This window comes from Pseudomonas sp. NFPP04, assembly GCF_900113815.1.
GTDB classification, from domain to species: Bacteria; Pseudomonadota; Gammaproteobacteria; order Pseudomonadales; family Pseudomonadaceae; genus Aquipseudomonas; species Aquipseudomonas extremorientalis.
In genome coordinates this window covers 783,241-809,171 of record NZ_FOQS01000001.1, presented here as the reverse complement: position 1 = coordinate 809,171, position 25,931 = coordinate 783,241, and the positions used below count along the sequence as shown (strand labels likewise).

Below are 25,931 nucleotides of genomic sequence, written 5' to 3'. Positions count from 1 at the left end.
AGAAATCCAACCGTCAGTTGGCAAACATCGTTCGCTAAACGCGAACGCTCAAATAATCGAACAACAGTCGACTGACCGGTGACAGTTGGGTTTCATCGCGCACCACCAGGATCAGGCTGCGATCCGACCAATCGTCCGTCAGTGGTACGGCATGCAAACCCAGTGCGCGACCAAATAATTCATAGGCTTTCTGCGGCAGGATGCCGATGCCCATATTGGCCTGCACCATCCGGCACATCGCATCAAACCCCGGCACGTGAATGCGCAGGCGCAGCAGCTTGCCCGCCTCGCGTGCAGCCGCGTGGGTGCGCATATTGATGGAGCTGGCGGCGTGCAGGCCGACGTAGTCGCTGTCGAGGGTTTCGGCGAAGGCCAGGCTTTCGCGGCTCGCCAGTGGATGATCCTTCGGCATCAGCACCACCAGTTTGTCGTGGCGATAGGTCACGCTGGGCAGGCCTTTGGTGTCGGTGTCACTGGAGCAGATCCCCAGGTCCGCGACGCCATCCAGTACGCCCTGCACCACGCCTTTGCTGGGGCGTTCTTCCAGATCGGTTTTGACTGCGGGGTGCAGTTCGGAAAAGTCCCGCAGGTCTTCCGGCAGGAACTCAATGATCGCCGACAGATTGGCCAACATCCGCACATAGCCGCGCACGCCATGGCTGTGTTCGCCCAGTTCCAGGCCCATCTTCTCGACGTTGAACAGCATCTGCCGCGCATGGTGCAGCAGGGTTTCACCGGCGGCCGTCAGGTCCATGCCCTTGGCCCGCCGCACGAACAGGCTCACGCCCAGCACCTGCTCCAGTTCCATCAAGCGCTTGCTGGCGGCGGACACGGCGATGGCTTCGCGGTTGGCGGCACGGGTCAGCGTGCCTTCCTCGAACACCGCGACGAACAACTGCAGCGTGATCAGGTCCAGCCGACGCACCAGACTCTTGTGCAGCATCAGCGACGCTCGCTGGCCAGCCGGTTGATCCCGGCCTGTTCCACCACCGGCTGCGGCGCGCCGTGGCTGGCCACCTGCAACATGGCCCGGCCCACCGTCTCGGTACTCACCACCCAACCCGGTTTCAGCCGCCGTACAAACGACAGCAACGGCCCAAGCACGGAATAAAACCACTGATACAACGGCGTCTTCGAGCGCACGCCATGCAGCGGCTGGATCACCCCCGGCCGAAACACATACACCGCCTTGAACGGCAGGCGCAGCAAAGCGTTCTCGGTCTTGCCCTTGACCCGTGCCCACATCGACTTGCCCGCCTCGGAACTGTCGGTACCGGCGCCGGACACATAGATAAAGGTCATCTGCGGGTTGAGCCGCGCCAGGGTGCTGGCGGCGACCAGGGTGAGGTCGTAGGTGAGGTGGGTGTACCTGGCTTCATTCATGCCCGCCGATGAAACGCCGAGGCAGAAGAAACACGCATCAAAGCCTTGCAGCAGGTTTTCCAGGGGTTGGAAATCCAGCATGTCGCTGTGCAACACCTGGTGCAGCTTGCCGTGTTCCTGGGTCAGGGGCGTGCGACCGACGGCGACCACTTCCTGCACGTCGGCGGCCAGCAGGCACTCCCGCAGCACGCCCTGGCCGACCATGCCGGTGGCACCGAATAACAGAACTCTCATCCACTACTCCCTTCATCCCGCTGGTTTTGACTACCTGAGAGACAGGTCTTCGGAGGCTATCGTCACATTAGGCCCTTGCACTACCACCTTACTCAATATGGTGACAGGTGACTTCATCAAATCGTACGACGCCTCTGGGTATAGCTCGAAACACCACGATAAAAAACGCCTTGATCTCGTTACCCATTCAGTGCAGATGAATACACGCCAATGAAAATTGTAGGAAGTTACACACATCAAAATATCCGCCGACTGTCACCTCAAAAAGAAAGTCCTGACTTAACCTTCAAAAAAATTCCCATTAGTGTTATTTCTCTCCATCGCCAAGGACAGAAAAATGGAAAGCTCCAGGTCAACCAACAAATTCTCAAACTATAAAAAATCATTCAAACCTCCAACCAAGACTGGGAATCGGCCAAAGAAGGACTAACCTGTGAACTTAATGCAATCATCAAAAGCAACAACTGCTTTGTCGACCAATACGGCCGTGAACTTCAACATTTCTGCACCACCTCCTACCTCGGACTTGATTACAACCAGCAAATACTGGATGGCGCTATCGAAGGGATACTCAAAGCCAAGACCCTGCGAGTAGCGAACTCAAAAAATAGATGCAAGCTGGACATGCTCGAACAATATGAAACAGCGCTTTCAACGCTTTTCGACTCAATCTGTCTGAGCACCTTATCTTGCAGCGCGGCCAGCGCTGGATTACTGCCCTTACTTGCCAGCGGAGCGTTTACCAAAAACGTCCCCCCTACGATGATATTCGACAGACATTCTCACTATTCAATGAACTATATGAAGGCCTCGTGCGCGGATGAAACAGAAGTAATAACAGCGCCGCATAATGACATAGACTTCATTGAAGAATCATGTAAGAAACACAAGAAAGTCGCCTACGTAGCCGATGGCATCTACAGCATGGGTGGAAAGGCGGATATTGACGGTTTGATCTACCTTAAATCCCGCTATGGTCTATTTTTATATCTGGACGACTCGCATGCTCTGTCGGCTTTTGGGGAGAAAGGAAAAGGCTTCATCCGCCCTAATTTTCAAACGCTAGACGATCAAACCTTAATCGTTGCAAGATATGACCCATGAAACAATACGTTTATTTTGCTCAAGGCTCCTGAGTCTGATAGAAGAAAATAAACGTGCTCGCTGAATTACACACGCTTCAAAAATGAAGAGTTTCAAACGGCACGATTCATATAACCCGACTTCCGACGATTTGTTCAGAACTCACGCTGGCGGTTTCCTCGTCTTGAAAAATACCACCACCCTTGTCATAGCCTGCAGTGCCGCCTTCCTCGCCCAAGTCGGCATCAGCAGCTACCTGCCCGCCGTCCCCACGATTGCACATGCACTCCCCGCCGCCGAAGACCACGTCGCGCTGGCGCTGGCGATCTACTTGGTCGGCATGGCATTGCCGATGTTGCTGTGGGGCAGCCTGGGCGAACGCTTTGGGCGTAAGCCGGTGCTGTTGGCGGCGCTCTGCGTGTATGCGCTAGCGAGTGCGGCGATTCCCTCGGCGTTCAGCGTTGAAGTCTTCTTGGCGTTGCGGCTGGTTCAAGGGTTGGGGGCAGGCGGTGTTTCGGTGATGGCGCGGGTGTTGGTGCGTGACAGCTTCAGCGGTGCATTGCTGGCAAAAGCGTTGACATGGCTGGGCATGACTTTCGTGATTGCTTTGGGCATCGGTCAATTCGTTGGGTCGTTGTTGCAGGTGGTCTTCGGCTGGGAGGCGATCTTCTACGGATTGGCGATTGGCGCAGTCGGTTTGATGCTGGTGTTGAACCGGGTGATATTCCCTGCACGGGTAAAGGTCGATACATCGGCATCTGCCTGGCGTATCTACGCCATGATCATGCAGCATCCGCCGTTTCTGCACGCGGCGTTGGTCGGTGGCCTGGGTTATGGGGTGATCATCGCCTTCAACACCTGTGCACCGTTGATTCTGCAAGGGCGTTTCGAGTGGAGCGCGGCGCAATATGGCTGGCTGGGTTGGCCAATCAGCGTGGCGTATCTGGCGGGGGCATTAATGGTCAATCGCTTCGTCGCTCGCACGGGGCGGCTGAAAATGATGGGTTGGGGCATGACCCTGGTTCTAACGGGAACGGCTGTGATGTTGCTGAGCAGTGTGTTTGCTGGCGGAATCGCTGTCTTGCTGTGGCTGCCTTACTGCGTGGCGGTGCTGGGGCAAGCGATGAGTTACCCGATCAGTTTGTCCCTGGCCAACGATGCCTCACCGGTGAGCGGCTCCTACGCCATGGCGTTGAGCGGCTTCATGCATCAGTTGATGGCCGCGTTGATCGGCGGCGTGGCGAGCCTGCTGGTGAGTCAACAGGCCTGGCCGTTGGCGGTTTTATGTGTGGTGTTGGCGGGCGCCGCATCGATATGCGTCGCCCGTTGTCGGATGGATTAAAACGCGCTGCGAAAGATCTCCTCGATCTGCCGCTGGTCCGCGCGGCGTGGGTTGGTGAGGCCGCATGCATCCTTCAACGCGTTGGTCGCCAGCAGTGGAATGTCCTGCAGTTTGGCGCCGAGTTCGCGCAACCCCGCCGGGATTTCGACGTCGTGGGCCAGGCTGCGAATCGCGGCGATGGCGGCCTGGGCGCCCTCTTCATCGGTGATGCCCTTGATGTCCGCACCCAACGCTCGGCCTACGTCGCTCAGGCGTTTGGCGCTGACGCTGGCGTTGAAGCTTTGTACGTGGGGCAACAACACCGCGTTGCACACGCCGTGGGGCAGGTCGTAGAAACCGCCCAATTGGTGGGCCATGGCATGTACGAAACCCAGGGATGCATTGTTGAACGCCATGCCGGCGAGGAACTGCGCGTAGGCCATGTTTTCCCGTGCGGCCTTGTCGGTGCCGTCGCGAACAGCCAGGCGCAGGTTGGCGCTGATCAGTTCGATGGCCTTGATCGCACAGGCGTCGGTGATCGGTGTGGCGGCGGTGGACACGTAGGCTTCGATGGCGTGGGTCAACGCGTCCATGCCGGTGGCGGCGGTGAGGCCCTTGGGCATGCCGACCATCAGCGCCGGGTCGTTGACCGACAGCAGCGGCGTGACGTTGCGGTCGACAATGGCCATTTTCACGTGGCGGCTTTCGTCGGTGATGATGCAGAAGCGGGTCATCTCGCTGGCGGTGCCGGCGGTGGTGTTGATGGCCACCAGCGGCAGTTGCGGTTTGCTCGATTGGTCAACGCCTTCGTAGTCGCCGATATGCCCGCCGTTGGTGGCGCACAGCGCAATACCCTTGGCGCAGTCGTGGGGCGAGCCGCCGCCCAGGGACACCACGAAATCGCAGGCGCTCTGCTGCAACAGCGCCAGGCCTTTCTCGACGTTGTCCACATTGGGGTTGGGCTTGGCGCCGTCGTAGATCACCGAATCGATGTCCTGCATCGCCAGTTTCTCGGCGATCATGCTGGCTACGCCGGCCTTGGCCAGACCGGCATCGGTGACGATCAAGGCCTTGCGAAAACCATAGTTGCGGATGGCGATCATGGCTTCGTCGAGGCAGTCGGTGCCCATGATGTTGACGGCGGGGATGAAGAAGGTGCTGCTCATGGTCAATCCTCAGAGGCTTTATGCCTACAGAATCAACCGATGACGCGTTCTGCATCTTGATCAGGATCAACGCTCGCTCGTGATAAAGTCACCGTCCAGCCGATTTCGAGTAGACCCGCCCCGATGAAGGATTTCCAGGATATAGACGCCCACCTTGAAGACTGGAGCGCACTGCGCGCGAGCCTCGACTTCAGCGGGATTCTGATCGGCAACGGCGCCAGCCGCACGATTTGGGAAGACTTTGCCTACGACTCGCTGTTCGAAAACGCTCGCACCGTCGAAGAAAAACCCCTCGGCCAATCCGAACTCAGCGTGTTCGATGCCCTGCAAACCCGCAGCTTCGAGCAGGCCCTGGGCGCGTTGAAGACCACCAGCCGGGTCAACAAGGCCCTGGCCGTCAGTTCGGCGGCACCGCGCAACCGCTATTACGCGATCAAGGAAGCGTTGATCAATACCATCCACGCCGTGCATATCCCCTGGCGCCTGGTGCAACCGTCGACGCTGGCGACCCTCAACACGGAGTTGCAGCACTACGCGACGGTGTTCACCAGCAACTACGACTTGCTCAACTACTGGGCGACCCTGCACGCGCCGGGCATCGACGATCTGTTCCGCAGCGCCGACGCCAGCTTCGACCTGCGCAACACCCGTACCGACGCCACGCGTATTTTGTACCTGCACGGCGGCCTGCACCTGGTGCGCAACCTCGACGGCACCGCGCGCAAACTGCCGACCACCGACAGCACCTTGCTCAGCAGTTTTGCGATCAACAACACCATCAAGACCCTGGACGATGTGCCGCTGTTCGTCAGCGAGGGCAAGGTGCAAGAGAAGCTCAAGACCATCCGCAGCTCGGATTACCTGTCGTTCTGTTATGAGCAACTGCTGAACCACCAGGGCGCGCTGTGCATCTTTGGCCACGAGCTGGGGGCGCAGGATCAGCACTTGGTGGATGCGATTCGCCAGGCCGATGTGACAACCCTGGCAATCTCGGTGTCGGGACGCAGCGATGGGTTTATTCGTCAGCAGAAGCGGCGGTATTCGCAATTGTTCGACGGGGCTGGAGTGGCGCTGAAGTTCTTTGCGGCGCGTACCCATCCATTGGGTAATCCGGCGCTGTCAGTTCCTGTCGAACGCTGATCACTCTTGGCCGCTGTGCACCACCACCAATAGCTGCGCCTGCACCGGCCCCACCGAACGCAACCGATGGGGCTTCTGCGCATTGAAGTGCAATGCATCGCCCCGCTCCAGGATCACCCGTTCACTCATGAAGTCCACCTCCACCTGGCCTTCATGCACGAACAGAAACTCTTCGCCCAGATGCTCCTTGAAGGTCTTGTCGGTGAACTCCGCCGGCGGGTAGATGATGAACGGCAGCAGGCTGCGTTCACTGACCTGATGGGCCAGCACCGCATAACCGGGCGAGGTGTCGGGCCGCTCATGGTTGCGCACCAGGCTGTAGCTGTCCAGGCTGACGCTGTCTTCGCTGAACAGTTCCTCGACCTTGACGTTCAATGCCTTGGCCAGTTTCAGCGCGGCGGCAATCGATGGCGTGTTGAGCCCGCGCTCGACCTTGGACAGATAACTTTTGGTCATCCCGGACTTTTCGGCCAGGGCCTCCAGGGTGACGCCAAGTTTTTTTCTCAATAATTTCAAACGGATAGACATGCGCTGCGGTTAATCCATGCAGTAAGCGATGAGCTGTGCTTGCCAATGACACAAAGTGTCATATAGCATCTTTAGTGTCATTTGCCTTCACCCAACGACCTTGCGAGCAGCGGGAGACAGCAAATCCGACGTCCATTGAACCCTCCAAAGGACACCGATATGGCCAAGACATTAGCACTCCCGAAAGACCAACTGGTCAAGCAAGCGCTGACCCAGATGCAAAACACCCTGGCGGATAATACGTGGACCGACCGGCAAAAGCTGGCGCTCACGTGTCGCATCCTGTTCGAGAACGGCCACGACTCCGGCCTGGCCGGGCAGATCACCGCGCGCGGGCCGGAACAGGGCACCTATTACACCCAGCAACTGGGCCTGGGGTTTGACGAGATCACCGCCAGCAACCTGTTGCTGGTGAACGAGGATCTTGAGGTGCTGGAAGGCCACGGCATTCCCAACCCGGCCAACCGTTTTCACAGCTGGGTGTACCGTGGGCGGCCGGATGTGAACTGCATCATCCACACGCACCCCACGCACATCGCCGCGCTGTCGATGCTGGAAGTCCCGTTGCAGGTGTCCCATATGGATCTCTGCCCGCTATACGAAGACTGCGCGTTCCTGGAGACCTGGCCGGGTGTGCCGGTGGGCAACGAAGAAGGTGAAATCATCACCACGGCTTTGGGTGACAAACGCGCGATCCTGCTCTCGCACCACGGCCAGTTGTCCACCGGGGCGAGCATCGAGGAAGCCTGTGTGATCGCGCAGTTGATCGAGCGCGCGGCCAAGTTGCAGTTGCTGGCGATGGCGGCCGGCACCATCAAGCCGATCCTGCCGGCGCTGGGTCGCGAGGCCCATGCCTGGATTTCCCGGCCCAAGCGCCATGGCGCCGCGTTCAACTACTACGCACGGCAGAACCTGCGCCAACACGCCGATTGCCTGAACTGATCTGCCCTTTTTCGACCGGAGACTTTCCATGTCCAGCCCAACCATCCACGGCATCATCGGCTACACCATCACCCCGTTCAGCGCCGACGGCCAACGCATCGACCTCGACGCCCTGGGCCGTTCCATCGACCGCCTGATCGCCAGCGGCGTACACGCCATCGCGCCGTTGGGCAGCACCGGCGAAGGCGCCTACTTGAGTGATGCCGAGTGGGATGAAGTCAGCGCCTACAGCCTGGCCAAGATTGCCCGGCGCGTACCGACCATCGTCAGCGTGTCCGACCTGACCACCGCCAAGGCCGTGCGCCGCGCGCGCTACGCCGAGGCCAATGGCGCCGATGCGGTGATGGTGCTGCCGGCGTCTTACTGGAAGCTCAGCGAAGCGGAAATCCTCGCCCACTACGCCGCGATCGGCGACAGCATCGGCGTGCCGATCATGCTCTACAACAACCCGGCCACCAGTGGCACGGACATGTCGGTGGACTTGATCCTGCGCATCATCAAGCAAGTGGCCAACGTGACCATGGTCAAGGAGAGCACCGGGGATATCCAGCGCATGCACCAGTTGCATCGCCACAGCGACGTGCCGTTCTACAACGGCTGCAACCCGCTGGCGCTGGAGGCCTTCGTGGCGGGCGCCAAGGGTTGGTGTACGGCGGCGCCGAACCTGATCCCACAGCTCAACCTGGACTTGTACGATGCGGTATTGAGCAATGATCTGACCCAGGCCCAGGCGCTGTTTTACCGCCAGTTGCCATTGCTGGAGTTCATCCTCAAGGGCGGGTTACCGGCGACAATCAAGGCCGGGCTGCGGTTGACCGGGCTGGAAGCGGGTGATCCACGGTTGCCGGTGTTCCCATTGGCTGAAACAGCACGCAATCAATTGAAGGCGCTGCTGGACGTCGCCTGAAAAAACGCCCCGGTTCTTGCGAGCCGGGGCACTTTGGTTTTTGCGACACTTTCAAGTCTTGTCTTTGATCGTGGTCGTCGGGCCATTGGCCTTTACGCTTGCAATGCCATTGTCCCGTGCCGCTGTCGAGGAATACTGCTCGCTGGTACCAATCACTTGGTGATTGGCAGCCTTGAGGTTAAAAAACGGCTGGCCATTGCTGGCCACTTTTTTCTCATAGCGCTCGTCATGCGGGCTGTTGGTCTGCACGGAAGCAATACCGTTTTCGGCTGCGTTGCGGGTGACGTAAAGCTCGCTGGTCAAAATGGTTTCTGCGTTCGCCGCCTTCAACTCGAAACGGAACTGCCCGTTGCCGCTTTTGCTCAACTCATACCATCCAGCCATGACTCTCTCCTTATCAAGTGGGATTTTGTTCACCTGCTTGTAGGATTAAAGGTCATACCCGGCTGATTACCAGCCATGGACTCAGTGAACTGTCATTTATCCGAATGACAAATGACAATAGTTCTCGATATCATTCACGACTTTTCCACGTCGTGCTTCGTCAAGAAGGATATCCATGTCTCGTCCCAAGCCCGACCCGTTGTCGGCCGATGCCTTTCGCGGGTTTTATACAGACATCCTGTATTTCCTGCGCAAACGCACGGACAACGCCAGCGACGCGGCGGACATGACCCAGGATGTCTTCACACAGTGGCTGGACTACCGCGACCGGGCCAAGGTCGAGCAGCCACGGGCGTTTCTGTTCCAGATGGCGCGCAACCTGCTGCGTGATCACTGGCGCAAACAGAAGGTACGGCACACCGTCCACTCTGATCAGGCCGAAATGGATGCGGAGCCTGTCACCGACGAGCAAAACGACCCCATGGCCGCCGCGCAACGCTTGCAACGCCTGGAACAGTTGAAAGAAGTCCTCGCCGAACTCTCGCCCCGCAGGCGAGAAGCCCTTATGCTGCACCGCTTCGAAGGCCTGAGCCAGGCGCAGATCGCCGAGCGCATGGGCATTTCGACCAGCATGGTGGAAAAGCACATCGCTTTTGCCCTGCTGCATTGCAAGCGACGCCTTCAACACGAACCCGGCACGGAGCAGCCAGAATGAACCGCCTGAGCGACACTGACGTGCAGGACATCGAAGACAGCGACGCCATCGATGCCCAAGCCGCCAGCTGGTTTGCGCGCAACCGCAATGGCGTGGGGCGTGCCGAGCGAAAAGCCTTTGCCGCCTGGCAGGCCGAGCCCGCCCATGCCCGCGCCTATGCCGAATTCGAGCAACTATGGGCAGACCTGGCCCAATTGCAGCAGCTGAACAAACCCATGGCGCTGCCCAAGCGCAAACCCTCGGTGTGGCGCCCTGCCCTGGCCGTGGCCGCCGCGTTGCTGTGCGCGGTGTTGGCTACCCCTATCGGCGCGCCCCGCGAGCTGTATCACACCCAGGTCGCGGCCCATGCCAAAGGCATGCGCACCCTCAACCTGCCCGATGGCAGCACCTTGTATGTGAATGCCAACACCCGCGTACGCGTGGATTTCACCGCGCACCAGCGCATCCTGCATCTGGACAAGGGCCAGTTGTACATCGAAGTGGCCGCCGACCAGGAACGGCCGCTGTTCGTGCAAGCCGGCGAGGCCAATGTGCGCGTGGTCGGTACCGGCTTCGATGTGCGCCGCAGCCAGCAGCAACTGGTGGTCAGCGTCGCCCATGGCCAGGTCGCCTTCGAGCCGGACGCGAAAAGCCCCATCACCCTGCTGGGCGCCCGGCAACGTGCGATCTTCAGCTACGCCAAGGGCACATTGCAGCAGCAGACCCTCGCCCCCGAAGAGGTCGCCGACTGGCGCAGTGGTCACCTGGCGTTTCGCAACCGCGAGCTGGCCAGCCTGGTCGATGAGTTGAGCCTGTATCGCCCCCAGGCGCCACTGCAGGTCAGTAACACCGTGGCGCATCTGAAAGTCTCGGGCAATCTGGATGTGAATGATCCAGACGCCCTGCTCAACGCCCTGCCCGCCTTGCTGCCGGTTAAAACGGTGATGTCGACCGACGGCATCGTGAGGTTCGAACCGAGCAAATAACCCCACTGAATTCTTATTTGAGAATATTTTGCATTCGCAGGTGTGGATTTTTTCAGCTGCCCCGTCTTCCTCCGGTCTGAGTTCGATACGCACACCTTTTCGGCCAGTTGGCCATACCGGGGGATTTCATGTTTCGCGCGCCTTGCCACGCTTCGCACCTGTTTCTTCGACCGACCCTCATCGCCAGCTGCCTGGTATTGAGCCTCAGTGCCCAGGCCGAGGCATTCACGCTGCCAGCCCAGGCGCTGGCCACATCCCTGAGCCAGGTGGCGCAGCAGGCTCAGCTCCAGTTGCTGTTCGACGAAGAGCTGCTCAAGAACGTGCAGGCGCCCGCGCTCAACGGCGACTTTACGCCGGAAGTGGCGATTCGCACCCTGCTGAAAAACGGCGAGTTCACCCTGATCAAGGTTGGCAGCACTTATGTCGTGCGCCCCGATGAGGGCAAGACCACCAACAGCGGCGCAATCCAACTGGACGCCTTGAGCGTGATAGGCACTGGTACCGAGGTCGACTCCAGCACCGTCGGCCGCTCGACCCTGAGCCAGGAAGACATCGACCGCTACCAGTCCAACAACATCCCCAGCCTGCTGCAGACCCTGCCCGGCGTGAGCCAGGGCGGTTCGCTGAAGCCTGGCGGCCAGACCATCAACATCCGTGGTTTTGGCGATGCCGAAGACGTGCCGCTGACCGTCGATGGCGCCACCAAGAGCGGCTTTGAGCGCTATCAACAAGGCACCGTATTCATCGAGCCCGAGCTGATCAAAAGCATTGAGGTGGAGAAAGGCCCCAACTCGCCATTCACTGGCAACGGCGGTTTCGGCGGCACGGTCAACATGACCACCAAGGACGCCCCCGACCTGCTCAAGGACGGCCGCAACAGCGGTGCGATGCTCAAATACGGTTACTCCAGCAACGACCACGAGCAGGTCTACAGCAGCGCCGTGTATGGTCGCACCGACGACGGACGCTTTGATGCCCTGGCTTACCTGACCCAACGCGACGGCGACGACATGAAGGTGGCCGCCAAATTACCCAACGAGAACAACCAATACCCGATCAACCCCCAGCGCCTGCCGAACTCCGCCCAGAACGTCGACGGCAAGCTGTTCAAGGTCAACGCCCACTTCACCGAAGAGCACGCCGTTGGCTTGTCCTACTCGCGTTCACACAGCGACCGTTGGACACCGTTTTCTGCCGCCAGCTATCCCACGCCGCCCACCCAGGCGAATATTGACCGCTATGGCTACGAAGCGGCACTCAAGCGTTTTCTGGCCCACCGCGACACTGTCGACACCACCTGGTCCGGCAAATATGAATACACCCCGCTGGACAACCCGCTGGTGGACCTGACCGTCAAGTACTCCCAGTCCAACACCGACCAGACCGACGAACGCGACGCCACGGCGTTTTTCCAACTGGCCACCGGCGGGCGCAAGATGGACACCGCCTACACCGACAAGAACCTCGACATACGCAACGTCAGCCTGTTTGATACAGGTCCCTTGCAGCATGCCGTCACGGTCGGCGGCCAAATCCGCAAGCACATCCGCGAAACCGAGATGTGGATGCCGGGTACCACGTACAACACCCCACGCTATAACTATGGGCATTTCCAGCCAGGCTTCATGCCCCATGGCAAGGTCGATACCAACAGTTTCTTCGTACAGGATGCCGTCACGCTGGGCGACGTCACTATCACGCCATCGATGCGCTACGACCATGTCCGCAACCGTGGCGAAGCCAACGATGCGCCGTACTACAGCAATCCCGACCCGTCCTTCGGCCACGATTACAGCGACCGCACCTACACCGGCTGGTCGCCGCGCCTGGCGGTGTTCTGGACCGTCAACCCGAACCTGGGGCTATTCGCCAACTGGAGCAAGACCTGGCGTGCGCCGGTGATCGACGAGCAGTACGAAGTTCAAGGCCTGGGCAACCGCACCGCCACCAGCGTCGACCTCGACCCGGAACGCATCACCTCGATCAGCGTGGGCAGCGTCAGCAGCTTCGACAACCTGATCGCTCATGACGACAACCTGCAGCTGCGCACCACCTTCTTCCACAACAAAGTCGAAGACGAGATTTTCAAGGCCACAGGTGTCGGCTGCCAGAACCAGGCCATCAATGGCGGGACCATCTCCACCGCCTGCCCGCCGGGGGCCATGTCCAACTACCGCAACATCGGCGGGCTGACCATCAAGGGCTTCGAGCTCGAATCGTTCTACAACTCCACCTACCTGTTCGGCTCGGTATCGTTCGCTTATGCCAAGGGTGACCACGAAGGTGCGTACACCAACCCGTGGGGCCCGGACGTGGCCGCGCGCGATATTCCGCCGACCAAATGGGTGCTGGTGGTGGGCACCAATATTCCGGCGTGGGATGCCCAGGTCGGCTGGACGGGCCAGTTCGTCGGGGCAACCACACGTTTGCCCAGTGATAAATACTCCGGCGGCCCTGGCAGTAGCGTGGGGGATCTGTTCTACGACCAGTACGGCAACAAGCGCTACAACACCCAGGGCCTGTTCGCCAAATGGAAACCCCAACAGGCCTATCTGAAAGGCACCGAGGTGAACTTCACCGTGGACAACCTGTTCAACAACAACTTCCGCCCGGCACTGAGCGGCGACCGCGCCTACACCAAGGGCCGTGATGCCAAGGTCAGCATCACCCGCTTCTTCTGAAAAACTGTACGGATAAATCCGCACCCAGCTGTAGGCCCGCAACCGGCGGGGGATGTGGCTAGATGGGCTTCCCTTGAAGCCCTCTCGTTTTGGTTGCCCCATGAGTTCGCGCGAAAATACCGGCATGGCCCTCGGCCTGCTGGGCGTCATCATCTTCAGCCTGACCCTGCCCTTCACGCGCATCGTGGTGCAGGAAATCCACCCGTTGCTCAACGGCCTGGGCCGAGCGTTGTTTGCGGCGATCCCGGCGGCGGCGCTGTTGCTGTGGCGCCGCGAACGCTGGCCGACCTGGCGCCAGGTGCGCGGGCTGTGCCTGGTGATCGCGGGGGTGATCCTCGGTTTCCCGGTGCTGTCGGCCTGGGCCATGCAGACCTTGCCGGCGTCCCACGGCGCATTGGTCAACGGCCTGCAACCGCTGTGCGTGGCGCTGTATGCGGCGTGGTTGTCCCATGAGCGGCCATCGAAAGCCTTCTGGGCCTGCGCAGCGCTGGGCAGTGGATTGGTGTTGAGTTACGCGCTGATTACCGGCGCCGGTAGCATCCAGGCCGGTGACTTGCTGATGCTCGGTGCGATTGCGGTGGGCGGCCTGGGGTATGCCGAAGGCGGTCGATTAGCCAAGGAAATGGGCGGCTGGCAGGTGATCTGCTGGGCGCTGGTGCTGTCGACGCCGGTGCTGATCGGCCCGGTGTGGTACCTGGCGGCGCAGCATCAAGGCGCGATTTCGATGCGCGCGTGGTGGGCGTTTGGCTATGTGTCGCTGTTCTCGCAGTTCCTGGGGTTCTTTGCCTGGTACGCCGGGTTGGCCATGGGCGGGATTGCGCGGGTCAGCCAGATCCAGCTGTTGCAGATCTTCTTCACCATCGCGTTTTCGGCGCTGTTTTTTGGTGAACACATCGAGCCGATAACCTGGCTGTTTGCGTGTGGGGTGATCGTGACGGTGATGCTGGGGCGCAAGACGGCGGTGCGACCTGCGCCCGTAGCATTGGCCGATCAGGCCAGGTAACCCTCCGCGCGCAGCAGGGTTTCCAGGCAGTGTTCGGTGATGTGGTAGAACGCCTTGAGTTGCTGGATCTTCTCCAGCAACTGCGCGTTGTCCAGCGGCTCTGAGCGCTTTACGGCCAGGATCATCTTGTTCTTGTTGGTGTGCTCCAACGAGATGAACTCGAACACCTTGGTCTCATAACCGCAGGCTTCGAGGAACAACGCCCGCAAACTGTCGGTGACCATTTCGGCCTGCTGGCCCAGGTGCAGGCCGTATTGCAGCATCGGCTTGAGCAGCACCGGGCTCTGGATCTGCAGGCGGATCTGCTTGTGGCAGCACGGCGAGCACATGATGATCGACGCGCCGGAACGGATGCCGGTGTGGATCGCGTAGTCGGTGGCAATGTCGCAGGCATGCAGGGCGATCATCACCTCCAGTTCGCTGGGGGCCACGCTACGCACGTCGCCACACTTGAACACCAGCCCAGGGTGCTCAAGGCGGGCGGCGGCGGTGTTGCACAGGGCCACCATGTCTTCGCGCAATTCAACGCCGGTCACTTCGCCCTCGGCCTTGAGGGTGTTGCGCAGGTAGTCGTGGATGGCGAACGTCAGGTAGCCCTTGCCCGAGCCGAAGTCGGCAACGCGCACCGGCTGGTCCAGCTTCAGCGGTGACGAGGTCAGCGCATGGCTGAACACTTCGATGAACTTGTTGATCTGCTTCCATTTGCGCGACATCGACGGGATCAGCGCCTGCCTGGCATCAGTCACCCCCAGGTCGGCGAGGAACGGCCGGCTCAGGTCAAGGAAGCGGTTTTTCTCGCGGTTATGCTCAGCCGATGGCGCTTCGCGCAGTTGCTGCGGCTTGCTTCTGAACAGCGAGCTTTTGTTCTTCTTGCTGTATTCCAGCTGGGCTTCGTCGGTCAGCGACAGCAGGTGCGCGTTCTTGAACGGGGCCGGCAGCAACTCGGCAATCGCTGCCACCCCCTCGGCCACCGGGAAGTTCTTGGTGATATCGCGGGTCTTGTAGCGGTAGACGAAGGACAGGCACGGCTGCTCCTTGACCGTTACCGGCTTGATGATCAGCCGTTGCAACTCGGCTTCATCGCCGACGTACTTGGCCAGCACCAGCTTGATAAAGGCATTCTGCGCGAGGCTTTCGCTCAGCAGTTCGATGAACTGGGCATGATGATCCGGTTGAGCAGTGACAGACATGAACAAAAACACCTCGGGCAGGGAATGCCGGGCATTTTAGGGGGGATAGTGATTCAGGGCACGGGGTTATTTGATCAGTGGTCATTGGATGGAACACCACAGAACCCAATGTGGGAGGGGGCTTGCCCCCGATAGCAGTAGATCAGCCAATGAATCGGGTGACTGACACACCGCTATCGGGGGCAAGTCGAACCGTCGCACCGCCCCTCCCACATTTTTTTGCCCAGCACTGAGTTTTATTCGAGTACGACCAGGCGATTGGGCAGTTCATTGCGGGTTTGCGTCACCGGCACATGCACCTTCAACAACTCGCCACAGGCCTCGATGCACGCCACAAACCCCGCCAGCGTCTGCCCCTGCTTCACCTGCTGGGTAAACGCCTTGACGATCCCATCCCAGTTGCTGTCATCCAGGCGACTGGAAATGCCGTCATCCACCAGGATCTCCACGTACCGCTCGGCCTCGCTGACAAAAATCAGCACACCGGTGCTGCCCAGGGTGTGATGCAGGTTCTGCTCGAGGAACTGGCGTCGCGCCAGGTTGGAGGCGCGCCAGTGGCGCACCGAACGCGGGATCAACCGTGTCGTCACCTTGGGCAGGCGGAACACCAGGCACAGCACGATGAAGGTCGCCCATTGCGCCAGCAGCAAGGTGTACATGGTCAGGTAGCCCGACAGGTAATGCACCACTCCCGGCACCACCAACGCGATCAGGCTGGCCCACAGCAGCGGGATGTAGGCGTAGTCATCGGCGCGGGCGGCCAGCACGGTCACCAGCTCCGCGTCGGTGGTCTTTTCCACGCGGGCGATCGCCTCAGCGACTTGGCGCTGCTCGTGTTCAGTCAGTAATGCCATGGTTGTGCTTGCTCTCTCATTATTATCATCACCAGCCGCCTGAAGCCCCGCCACCGCCAAAGCCGCCACCGCCGCCGCGGAAACCACCGCCGCCGCCCCCGCCACCACCGCCGCGTCCGCTGCTGCTGAGAATCGCCAGCAGGATCGCGCCCACCGGCAGGCCCAGGCGATTGCACAGCCACAACACGCCGATCAGCAGGATAAACAGGCCGATGGAAAACCCGGGATTATCCTTGGCAAAGTTGGCGTCCGCCACATGGGCCGGCACGGCCAGCGGTTCGCCGCTCACCACCTGCACCATCGCCGCCACACCGTCGCTGATGCCCTGGCTGAAGTTGCCGGCCTTGAACTTGGGTGCAATCACCTGGTTGATGATCACCCACGACTGCGCATCGGTGAGCACACCTTCCAGGCCGTAGCCGACTTCGATGCGCAATTTGCGCTCATCGCGGGCGACGATCAACAGCGCGCCGTTGTCCTTGCCCTTTTGGCCGATGCCCCACTGGCGGCCCAGTTGATAACCGAAGTCCTCAATCGGCACGCCCTGCAGGTCGGGCACGGTGACCACCACGATCTGGTCGCCGGACGTCTGCTCCAGCGCCTGCAATTGCTGGGTCAGTTGCGCACGCGTGGCCGGGTCGATCATCTGGGCGTTGTCCACCACCCGCCCGGTCAGCGCCGGGAAAGTCAGCGCAGCCTGGGCCACGCCCACGCAGGCCAGAAGCCACAGCGCCAGGCCTATCCGTAATAAACGCATCGACACCTCAGCGCAGCCTTATTTGAACTTCACTTGCGGCGCTTTATCGGCATCGGCACTGGTGGCTTCAAACGTGGCGCGGACCGGCAAGTCGCTGTACATCACGCTGTGCCACAGGCGGCCAGGGAAGGTGCGGATCTCGGTGTTGTAGGCCTGCACCGCCTGGATGAAATCGCGACGGGCCACGGCGATACGGTTTTCGGTGCCTTCAAGCTGGGATTGCAGGGCCAGGAAGTTCTGGTTGGCCTTCAGGTCCGGGTAGCGCTCGGAGACCACCATCAAACGACTGAGCGCGCCGCTCAAGCCGTCCTGGGCCTGCTGGAACTGCTTGAGTTTTTCCGGGTTGTCGAGGGTGCTGGCATCCACCTGGATCGAGGTGGCCTTGGCCCGCGCTTCGATCACGGCGGTGAGGGTGTCCTGCTCATGGGCGGCATAGCCCTTGACCACTTCCACCAGGTTGGGGATCAGGTCGGCGCGGCGTTGGTACTGGTTCTGCACCTGGCCCCAGGCGGCCTTGGCCTGTTCGTCCAGGGTCGGGATGTTGTTGATGCCGCAACCGCTGAGCACCGTACCGATCAATAGCAAAACCGCGGCTTTCAAGCCCCAGCGGTAACCTTGTGCTGCTTGCATGGTGTTTCTCCTGGCGAACCTTGATGGAATTGGGCACCGGTAAGGCATAATCCGCTGCCACGACTGGATTGCATCGAATCAATCAGCTAAAAAGATGCCCACCGCTAATAAGAGTTCCGAAGTGTGCGGCATTTGTCGGTATAACACTCGAACAACAACATTACGTTCCCCACATTTTGGCAGAACAGCGCATTTTCGCTGTGCAGTGAGCCGAAAAAGGATATTCATGAAGAAGCTGTGTTTGCTCGGCCTTGTTGCCACGCTGGCCACCCACCCCGCCTGGGCAGAAACAAAGCCTGCTGCGCTCAAGGACAAGGACGCCTTCGTCAGCGACCTGCTCAAGCAGATGACCCTCGATGAGAAGATAGGCCAATTGCGCCTGATCAGCATCGGCCCCGAAATGCCCCGCGAGCTGATCCGCAAGGAAATCGCCGCCGGTCGCATCGGTGGCACGTTCAACTCCATCACCCGCCCGGAAAACCGTCCGATGCAGGACGCGGCCATGCGCAGCCGCTTGAAGATCCCGATGTTCTTCGCCTACGACGTGATCCACGGCCATCGCACCATCTTCCCGATCAGCCTGGCCCTGGCCTCCAGCTGGGACATGGACGCCATCGGCCGCTCCGGGCGCATCGCCGCCCAGGAAGCCGCCGCCGACAGCCTCGACATCACCTTCGCGCCGATGGTCGACATCTCCCGCGACCCGCGCTGGGGGCGTACCTCCGAAGGCTTCGGTGAAGACACCTATCTCGTTTCGCGCATTGCCGAAGTGATGGTCAAGGCCTTCCAGGGCGTCAGCCCCGCGAATGCCGACAGCATCATGGCCAGCGTCAAGCACTTCGCCCTGTATGGCGCAGTGGAAGGCGGCCGCGACTACAACGTGGTCGACATGAGCCCGGTCAAGATGTACCAGGACTACCTGCCGCCGTACCACGCGGCGATCAAGGCCGGTTCCGGCGGCGTAATGGTGGCGCTGAACTCGATCAACGGCGTGCCCGCCACCGCCAATACCTGGCTGATGAACGACCTGCTGCGCAAGGACTGGGGCTTCAAGGGCCTGGCCGTGAGCGACCATGGCGCGATCTTCGAGTTGATCAAGCATGGCGTGGCCAAGGATGGGCGTGAAGCCGCCAAGCTGGCGATCAAGGCCGGCATCGACATGAGCATGAACGACACGCTGTACGGCAAGGAACTGCCCGGCCTGCTCAAGTCCGGCGAGATCGAACAAAGTGACATCGACAACGCCGTGCGCGAAGTGCTCGGCGCCAAGTACGACATGGGCCTGTTCAAGGACCCGTACCTGCGCATCGGCAAGGCCGAGGATGACCCGGCCGACACCTACGCCGAAAGCCGCCTGCACCGCAGCGAGGCCCGCGATATCGCGCGCCGTAGCCTGGTGTTGCTGAAAAACCGGGACAACACCCTGCCGCTGAAAAAATCCGCGACCATCGCCCTGGTCGGTCCGTTGGCCAAGGCGCCGATCGACATGATGGGCAGCTGGGCCGCCGCCGGCAAACCCGAGCAATCGGTGACCCTGCTCGACGGCATGAACGCGGTGATCGGCGAAAAAGGCAAGATCATCTATGCCCGTGGCGCCAACATCACCAACGACAAGGCGGTGGTCGACTACCTGAACTTCCTCAACTTCGATGCGCCGGAAGTGGTCGATGACACCCGACCTGCCCAAGTGATGATTGACGAAGCGGTCAAGGCTGCCAAGGATGCCGATGTGGTGGTGGCCGCCGTGGGCGAGTCCCGTGGCATGTCCCACGAATCCTCCAGCCGCACCGACCTGAACATCCCGCAAAGCCAGCGCGACCTGATCAAAGCCCTCAAAGCCACCGGCAAGCCGCTGGTATTGGTGCTGATGAACGGTCGCCCGCTGTCGATTCTGGAAGAGAACCAACAGGCCGACGCCATCCTGGAAACCTGGTTCGCCGGCACCGAAGGCGGCAACGCCATCGCCGACGTGCTGTTCGGCGACTACAACCCGTCGGGCAAGCTGCCGATCACCTTCCCGCGTTCGGTGGGGCAGATCCCGACCTACTACAACCACCTGACCATCGGCCGACCATTCACCCCAGGCAAACCGGGCAACTACACTTCGCAGTACTTCGATGACACCACCGGGCCGCTGTTCCCGTTTGGATATGGCTTGAGCTACACCACATTCGGCCTGTCGGACATGGCGCTGTCGTCCACCACCCTGAACAAGACCGGCAAGCTCGACGCCAGCGTGACGGTGAAGAACACCGGCAAGGTCGATGGCGAAACCGTGGTGCAGCTGTATATCCAGGACGTGGCCGGTTCGATGATCCGCCCGATCAAGGAGCTGAAGAACTTCCAGAAGGTCATGCTCAAGGCGGGCGAAGAGCGCACCTTGCACTTCACCATCACCGAGGAAGACTTGAAGTTCTACAACACCCAGCTCAAGTACGCGGCGGAGCCAGGCGAGTTCAATGTGCAGATCGGGTTGGATTCCCAGGACGTACAACAGCAAACCTTCGAACTGCTGTAAACATGTGGGAGGGGGCTTGCCCCCGATAGCGGTGGTTCAGTCAATATTTTCAGTGACTGACACCCTGCAATCGGGGGCGAGCCCCCTCCCACATTTGCCTCCCAGTGAACTGGCTAGCCACGTCTATCCAGCAGGTTCACCACCAACCGATCAATCCACCCCCACACCCGCTGCTTCACCCGCCGCCACAACGGCCGCGACTTCCACGCCTCCAGGCTCACCGCCTGGCTCTGGGCAAAATCCCGCTCGAAACTGCCCGCCACCGCCCGCGTCAACTCAGGGTCCAACGCCTCCAGGTTGGCATCCAGGTTGAAGCGCAGGTTCCAGTGATCGAAGTTGCACGAGCCCACACTGACCCAGTCATCCACCAGCACCATCTTCAGGTGCAGGAAACACGGCTGATACTCAAAAATCTGCACGCCCGAACGCAGTAAACGTGGGTAATAACGATGCCCGGCATAGCGCACGGACGGGTGATCGGTACGCGGGCCGGTGAGCAGCAAACGCACTTCCACACCCCGCCCCGCCGCCCGGCGCAGAGCACGACGCACGCCCCAGGTCGGCAGGAAGTACGGAGTCGCCAACCAGATACGTGTCTTGCTGCTGTTCAAGGCACGGATCAACGATTGCAAAATGTCCCGGTGTTGGCGGGCATCGGCATAGGCCACACGACCCAGACCCGGTCCGGTGGCGGGCATCCTGGGTAAGCGTGGCAAGCCGAAATGGGTGGCGGGTTTCCAGGCGCGGCGCGCGTTGTTGGCGTGCCATTGGCGGTCGAACAGGGCTTGCCAGTCGAGCACCAGGGGGCCGCTGATTTGCACCATCACTTCGTGCCAGTCGGCACTGTCGTTGCCCGGCGTCCAGAATTCATCGGTCACGCCGGTGCCGCCGACAAAGGCGATGTCCTGGTCGATCAACAGCAGTTTGCGATGGTCGCGGTACAGGTTGCGCATCCAGCGGCGCCAGCGCAGGCGATTGTAGAAGCGCAGTTCCACACCGGCATCGGTCAAGCGCCTGCGCAGCCCGAGGGTAAACGCCAGGCTGCCGTAATCATCGAACAGGCAGCGCACCTGCACACCGCGTTCGGCGGCCAGCACCAGCGCCTGCACCATGGCTTCGGCGCAGGCGCCGGCTTCCACCAGGTACAACTCCAGCTCGACTTGCCGCTCGGCGCGGGCGATACCCACCAGCATCTGCGGGAAAAAACTCGGCCCGTCGATCAACAACTCGAAACGGTTGGCGCTGCGCCACGGGAACACCGCGCCACTCACGTCAGCGCGCCGTAAAGATCAGCACCGCACCCACCGGCACCGACAGACTGATCGACTTGAGCCCCGCCGCCTTGCGCAGTGCGGCCACACCCGGCGCCAGGTCGAAGTCCTCGGCATGCACCACCAGCGGCTCCAGGGTGACCACCTGGAAACGCCGGTCATCCAGGCGCGTGGCCAGCAGCTCGGCGCTGTAGGTCTGGGTCTTGCCGTGCAGCGTCACCGATAACGGCAGGCGCAATTCAAGCTGCGCGCCGGGGGCCAGGTCGTTGATGGGTTGCAGGTTGATTTGCGCGTTGACCAGCGCCTCGGGGAACGTCTTGATCTCGAACAGCTGATTGCGCATGCGCTCGTCGCGCAGCGGGATGCCGCTGTTGACGGACTCCAGCTCCACCTCAAGCTGCGCCGCGCCCTTGCTGTCGACCTTGCCGTGCAACACCAGGAAGCGATGCACTTCGGCGATTTCGGTGTTCTTGGTGGTGACGAACGACAGCCGCGAAGACTCGTTATCCAGGTACCAGTCGGCATGGGCAGGCACGGCAGCGGCGGCCAACAGGGCGAAAGCCAGGGGTTTGATCACAGAAGCGTTGAACATTGAAGACTCGTGGGGCGAAAAACCTGGACGAACCTTAACCGGATCGCGAGGGTTACGCCAATGCGCGCTGCACTTCGCGCACCGTCTCTTCCAGGCTGGCCATGTGCAGGTTCAACACCCGCTCAACCGGCGCCTGATGCATCGGCCAATGCAGCGCCATGCTCCCAACCAAGCGACCATTGGCGCGCACTGGCAAGGCCACGGCACGAATCAGAAACGGCAGGCGCACCGGATACTCCCAATACCCCTCGGTGCGCTGGCCGAAGCCCTGATGCTGGGTTTGTTCGCAGGCCTGGTACTGCTCGTCCGCCGCCACCCGGTCACGGCCCGCCAAACGTTGAACCTCTTCGGCCGGCAATTGGGTCAGGCAGGCCTTGCCCATCGCTGAATGAAACAGGCTGGCGTGCTGGCCGACGATCTGGCAATTGTTCGGGTAGAGCTTGCGCAACACACTGGGAATCGCGCTTTCCATGACCTCCAGGCGCTCGCCATCAAAACAGGACAAATCCACCACCAACCCGGTGCGCTCACTGAGCTCCAGCAGCCAAGGCGCTGCGCTTTCCACCACCTGGCGCTTGAAGCGTTGCTGGGTGTCGCCGAACAAACGTTGGGCACGCAGGCGGTAACGACGATCGCTCAAGCCGCGATAGACCCAACCCTGCTCCTGCAACGTCAGCAACATGCGCGACACTGTGGCCTTGGGCAGACGTGTGAGGTAATGCAACTCCTCCAGCCCCAGGGCCTGGTGCTCGCCCAGCAACTCGACGATTGCCAGTGCGCGCTCGACCGAGCGTACGGTGCCTGTCTCCATGTTCGATCTCCCTGTTGCCGATGGATGATCATTGTTCACAGCAAGATACAGGCCCGGTCGTGGCTCAACCCGTCGATTCAAGGCACGTCGGCGGTCGACGCTGCACCCATTGCGTCAGCTGTTCATGAGCATAGGCCAATTGCAACACCGCCCGATCCGCCTGGGCCGGGCCGATGATCTGCATGCCCATGGGCAGGCCCTGGGGGTTGAAGCCCACCGGGATGCTCATGCTCGGCAGCCCCGCCAGGGTCGGGCCGATTACCACTTCCATCCAGCGGTGATAGGTGTCCATCTCACGCCCGCCAACGTGGCGCGGCCAGGGTTGTTGTGCCTCGAAAGGGAACACTTGGGCAGTCGGTAACAGCAGGAAATCGTAGTGCTCGAACAGTTTGGCGAGGGCGCGATACCACGCGCTGCGGTCCACCGACGCCTGGTACACCTGCTGGGCCGTCAGATTCAGGCCGCCCTCGACTTCCCATTGCGCTTCGGGCTTGAGCCGCGCACGTTTCTGAGGGTTGGCGTAGGCCGCGCCGAGGTTGCCGTGCACCAGCCAGTGGCGATGCACCAACCAGCTGCGCCACAGCCGCGCCATGGAAAAGTCCGGCTGACAGCTTTCCACCGTGCACCCCAACGCGATGAAATCATCGAGGGCTGATTCGCACAGGCTCAGCACACCGTCGTCCATCGGCAGGTAGCCGTTGTAATCCCCCAGCCAACCCAGGCGTGCGCCCTTGAAATCACGCTGCAAGGGCTGGCTGAACACCGTCGGATCGTCCTTGGACGACAATGGCACCCGAGGGTCATAACCCGCCTGGATACCCAGCAACCGCGCTACATCCGTCACGCTGCGGCCCATCGGGCCTTCGGTGCCCAACTGTTGCACGAACACTTCAGGCATAGGCCCGTGAGGTACGCGGCCTTGTGACGGACGCAAGCCAAACACATTGTTGAACGCCGCCGGGTTGCGCAGCGAGCCCATCATGTCGCTGCCATCGGCCACCGGCAGCATGCGCAGCGCCACGGCCACGGCCGCCCCGCCGCTGCTACCGCCGGCTACCAGGCTGGGGTCGTAGGCATTGACAGTGGTGCCGAACAGCGTGTTGTAGGTCTGCGAACCCAGGCCGAACTCCGGCACGTTGCTCTTGCCGATGATGATCGCGCCACTGGCACGCACCCGAGCCACGCTGATGGCGTCTTCAGTGGGCACGTGCTCGGCGAACAAGGGCGAACCCAGCGTCGTACGCAAGCCTTTGGTAGCCGCCAGATCCTTGATCGCCAGGGGCATGCCGTGCATCCAGCCACGTGACTGGCCCTGGTCCAACTCGCGATCACGTTCCCGCGCCTCGGCCAACACGTCATCGGCATCGCGCAGCGACACCAGCGCATTCACCCTCGGATTGAAGCGCTGAATCTGCGCCAGATAGGCCTGCACCACCTCTACGCACGACACTTGTCGCGCGTGGATTGCCCGCGACAGTTCGGTGGCATCCCAATCAACAATACTCAAGGCTTCACCTCTTTGGAAAACGGCAGTGGTCGCTTGGCCCGCGGTGCCTCATGCATGCAGTAAGTGCCCAGCAGCGTCAGCACGCAAGCGAACAAGACATAGAAGGATGGCGCGACGGGCGTGCCCAGCACTTTGGTCAGCCACGTGACGATCAACGGTGCGAAACCGCCGAACACCATGACCGCCACGTTATAGGCGACCGATACACCGGTCGAGCGAACTTCGATGGGAAACTGCTCGGCCAATGCCGTCGGTGCCGGCCCGAAAAAACCACCGATGGCGGTGCACAGCAGCACCTGCATCGCCAGCAGCCGCTCGATGGACGGTGCGGCGGCGACCCACACGTACAGCGGATAAACCATGACGAAGAATGCGAGGGTGAATGCCATCAACACCGGCCGCCGCCCCAGGCGATCCGAGAGCAGCCCGGACAGTGGAATCACCACGGTCATCAGCGCCACCGCAAACATCTGCACCATCAATACTTGGTCCAGTGGCAGACCAAGGCTTTTGTGGGCGAAGGTCGGCATGTTCACCAGCACCACATAGAACGACACCGTCGCACCACAGGCCAGGCCCATGGAGACGAGGATGCTGCGTCTGTGCTCGCGCACCACCTGCACCAGGCTCGGCGCCGGGCCGCTCGCCTGTTTGCGTGCCTCGATGAACTCCTCTGGATCTTCCATGTGCCGACGAATCCACAGGCCCACCGGGCCAATCAGCAAACCGAACACGAACGGCAAGCGCCACCCCCACAGGTCGAGGGTTTGCGGCGAAAAGAAATGCGTGACCGCCGCCACCATCGCTGCGCCGCCGAACACGGCCAGGCATTGCCCCACCAATTGCCAGGAGCCATATAAGCCCTTGCGATGGGCCGGAGCGCTTTCCACCAGAAACGCCGTTGCGCTCGCGTATTCACCGCCGGTGGCAAACCCTTGAAGCATGCGTGCCACCACGATCAACAACGGCGCGCCCATGCCGATGGCGGCGTAATTGGGCGCGAACGCGATCAATGCGATGGACACGGTCATCAGCCGGATAATCAACTGCATCGCGGCCTTGCGGCCTTTGCGGTCGGAATAGATCCCCAGCAGGATGCCCCCCACCGGGCGCATGAAAAAGCCCACGCCAAAAGTGGCCAAGGCCATCAACAGCGACGCGTACTCGTCATCCGAAGGAAAAAACTGCCGGGCAATGATGCTCGCCAGAAAGCCGTAGACAATGAAGTCATACCATTCCAGCGCATTGCCGATTACGGCCGCCACCACTTGGCGGGTGCGGGACACACCTGGTTTTGCAGTCTGCATGAGGAACACTCCATTCAACCGATCGAGGGAAAGGGTCCAGCG

At 60.9% G+C, this 25,931-nt stretch carries 23 protein-coding genes and 1 pseudogene; 10 read left to right on the top strand and 14 right to left on the bottom strand.

Features of this window, described 5'->3' with window-relative positions:
- Positions 1-34: 34 nt before the first annotated feature.
- The gene (locus BM017_RS03735; protein ID WP_092241342.1) at positions 35-943 is read right to left on the bottom strand and encodes a LysR family transcriptional regulator; all 909 of its coding nucleotides are present in this window, start codon (positions 941-943) and stop codon (positions 35-37) included.
- Positions 943-1,617, bottom strand: a complete 675-nt coding sequence (locus BM017_RS03730; RefSeq protein ID WP_092241340.1) for an NAD(P)H-binding protein — start codon at positions 1,615-1,617, stop codon at positions 943-945. Before BM017_RS03730 ends, BM017_RS03735 begins: the two co-directional genes overlap by 1 nt.
- A gap of 337 nt (positions 1,618-1,954) precedes the next feature.
- Here BM017_RS03730 and BM017_RS29275 point away from each other — a divergent pair.
- Together BM017_RS29275 and BM017_RS03720 are read left to right on the top strand one after the other, a co-directional pair.
- A pseudogene (locus BM017_RS29275) lies at positions 1,955-2,706 on the top strand (2-amino-3-ketobutyrate CoA ligase); the annotation flags it as partial.
- Between the two features lie 178 nt (positions 2,707-2,884).
- A complete protein-coding gene (locus BM017_RS03720) occupies positions 2,885-4,042 on the top strand; it encodes an MFS transporter (protein WP_092241336.1) in 1,158 nt (385 codons plus the stop codon).
- Here the strand turns inward: BM017_RS03720 and yiaY are convergent.
- Positions 4,039-5,187 carry an L-threonine dehydrogenase gene (yiaY, locus tag BM017_RS03715; protein ID WP_092241334.1) on the bottom strand — a complete coding sequence of 383 codons (1,149 nt, stop codon included), beginning with the start codon at positions 5,185-5,187 and terminating at the stop codon, positions 4,039-4,041. The genes BM017_RS03720 and yiaY overlap by 4 nt on opposite strands.
- Positions 5,188-5,310: 123 nt before the next feature.
- Here yiaY and BM017_RS03710 point away from each other — a divergent pair, with 123 nt between their 5' ends.
- Complete coding sequence (locus BM017_RS03710; protein WP_092241332.1) at positions 5,311-6,327, top strand: DUF4917 family protein; 1,017 nt, start codon at positions 5,311-5,313, stop codon at positions 6,325-6,327.
- Here the strand turns inward: BM017_RS03710 and BM017_RS03705 are convergent, their stop codons facing one another.
- Positions 6,328-6,855 (bottom strand): helix-turn-helix domain-containing protein, encoded by a 528-nt coding sequence (locus BM017_RS03705; protein ID WP_092241330.1) that lies wholly within the window; start codon positions 6,853-6,855, stop codon positions 6,328-6,330.
- Between the two features lie 159 nt (positions 6,856-7,014).
- On the opposite strand from BM017_RS03705, the gene BM017_RS03700 reads away from it, so the two are divergent.
- Positions 7,015-7,797 (top strand): aldolase, encoded by a 783-nt coding sequence (locus BM017_RS03700; protein ID WP_071488901.1) that lies wholly within the window; start codon positions 7,015-7,017, stop codon positions 7,795-7,797.
- A 28-nt stretch (positions 7,798-7,825) separates the two neighbouring features.
- Positions 7,826-8,704 (top strand): dihydrodipicolinate synthase family protein, encoded by an 879-nt coding sequence (locus BM017_RS03695; RefSeq protein ID WP_092241328.1) that lies wholly within the window; start codon positions 7,826-7,828, stop codon positions 8,702-8,704.
- A gap of 51 nt (positions 8,705-8,755) precedes the next feature.
- Here the strand turns inward: BM017_RS03695 and BM017_RS03690 are convergent, their stop codons facing one another.
- Complete coding sequence (locus tag BM017_RS03690) at positions 8,756-9,088, bottom strand: YegP family protein (RefSeq protein WP_092241326.1); 333 nt, start codon at positions 9,086-9,088, stop codon at positions 8,756-8,758.
- A 175-nt stretch (positions 9,089-9,263) separates the two neighbouring features.
- Here BM017_RS03690 and BM017_RS03685 point away from each other — a divergent pair, with 175 nt between their 5' ends.
- The 4 genes from BM017_RS03685 to BM017_RS03670 all read left to right on the top strand — a co-directional run bounded on the left by BM017_RS03685 (position 9,264) and on the right by BM017_RS03670 (position 14,452).
- On the top strand, positions 9,264-9,803 hold the full coding sequence (locus BM017_RS03685) for an RNA polymerase sigma factor (RefSeq protein WP_071488898.1): 540 nt from the start codon (positions 9,264-9,266) through the stop codon (positions 9,801-9,803).
- Entirely contained in the window at positions 9,800-10,768 is a 969-nt protein-coding gene (locus BM017_RS03680; RefSeq protein WP_092241324.1) for a FecR family protein, read from the top strand. The genes BM017_RS03685 and BM017_RS03680 overlap by 4 nt, the downstream gene beginning before the upstream one ends.
- Before the next feature lie 128 nt (positions 10,769-10,896).
- Entirely contained in the window at positions 10,897-13,449 is a 2,553-nt protein-coding gene (locus BM017_RS03675) for a TonB-dependent receptor (RefSeq protein ID WP_092241322.1), read from the top strand.
- Between the two features lie 100 nt (positions 13,450-13,549).
- Positions 13,550-14,452: a DMT family transporter gene (locus BM017_RS03670; RefSeq protein ID WP_071488895.1), complete on the top strand. Its 903-nt coding sequence runs from the start codon at positions 13,550-13,552 to the stop codon at positions 14,450-14,452.
- Here the strand turns inward: BM017_RS03670 and BM017_RS03665 are convergent.
- From BM017_RS03665 to BM017_RS03650, 4 genes are all read right to left on the bottom strand, one after another.
- On the bottom strand, positions 14,440-15,642 hold the full coding sequence (locus BM017_RS03665) for a class I SAM-dependent methyltransferase (RefSeq protein ID WP_092241320.1): 1,203 nt from the start codon (positions 15,640-15,642) through the stop codon (positions 14,440-14,442). The two genes, BM017_RS03670 and BM017_RS03665, sit on opposite strands and share 13 nt — an antisense overlap.
- Before the next feature lie 236 nt (positions 15,643-15,878).
- A complete protein-coding gene (locus tag BM017_RS03660; protein WP_071488893.1) occupies positions 15,879-16,496 on the bottom strand; it encodes a TPM domain-containing protein in 618 nt (205 codons plus the stop codon).
- 28 nt (positions 16,497-16,524) lie between these two features.
- Positions 16,525-17,253 carry a TPM domain-containing protein gene (locus tag BM017_RS29500; RefSeq protein WP_092241318.1) on the bottom strand — a complete coding sequence of 243 codons (729 nt, stop codon included), beginning with the start codon at positions 17,251-17,253 and terminating at the stop codon, positions 16,525-16,527.
- A gap of 18 nt (positions 17,254-17,271) precedes the next feature.
- A complete protein-coding gene (locus BM017_RS03650) occupies positions 17,272-17,883 on the bottom strand; it encodes a LemA family protein (protein ID WP_058425190.1) in 612 nt (203 codons plus the stop codon).
- A gap of 226 nt (positions 17,884-18,109) precedes the next feature.
- On the opposite strand from BM017_RS03650, the gene bglX reads away from it, so the two are divergent.
- Entirely contained in the window at positions 18,110-20,401 is a 2,292-nt protein-coding gene (bglX, locus tag BM017_RS03645) for a beta-glucosidase BglX (protein WP_071488891.1), read from the top strand.
- Positions 20,402-20,514: 113 nt separating this feature from the next.
- Here the strand turns inward: bglX and BM017_RS03640 are convergent, their stop codons facing one another.
- The 5 genes from BM017_RS03640 to BM017_RS03620 form a co-directional block, all read right to left on the bottom strand.
- On the bottom strand, positions 20,515-21,672 hold the full coding sequence (locus BM017_RS03640; protein WP_071488890.1) for a phospholipase D-like domain-containing protein: 1,158 nt from the start codon (positions 21,670-21,672) through the stop codon (positions 20,515-20,517).
- 1 nt (position 21,673) lies between these two features.
- On the bottom strand, positions 21,674-22,264 hold the full coding sequence (locus BM017_RS03635; RefSeq protein WP_092241316.1) for a YceI family protein: 591 nt from the start codon (positions 22,262-22,264) through the stop codon (positions 21,674-21,676).
- Between the two features lie 52 nt (positions 22,265-22,316).
- Positions 22,317-23,075 carry an IclR family transcriptional regulator gene (locus BM017_RS03630; protein ID WP_092241314.1) on the bottom strand — a complete coding sequence of 253 codons (759 nt, stop codon included), beginning with the start codon at positions 23,073-23,075 and terminating at the stop codon, positions 22,317-22,319.
- 64 nt (positions 23,076-23,139) lie between these two features.
- On the bottom strand, positions 23,140-24,582 hold the full coding sequence (locus BM017_RS03625) for an amidase (protein WP_092241312.1): 1,443 nt from the start codon (positions 24,580-24,582) through the stop codon (positions 23,140-23,142).
- Entirely contained in the window at positions 24,579-25,889 is a 1,311-nt protein-coding gene (locus tag BM017_RS03620) for a citrate-proton symporter (protein ID WP_092241310.1), read from the bottom strand. The genes BM017_RS03625 and BM017_RS03620 overlap by 4 nt, the downstream gene beginning before the upstream one ends.
- Positions 25,890-25,931: the final 42 nt, after the last annotated feature.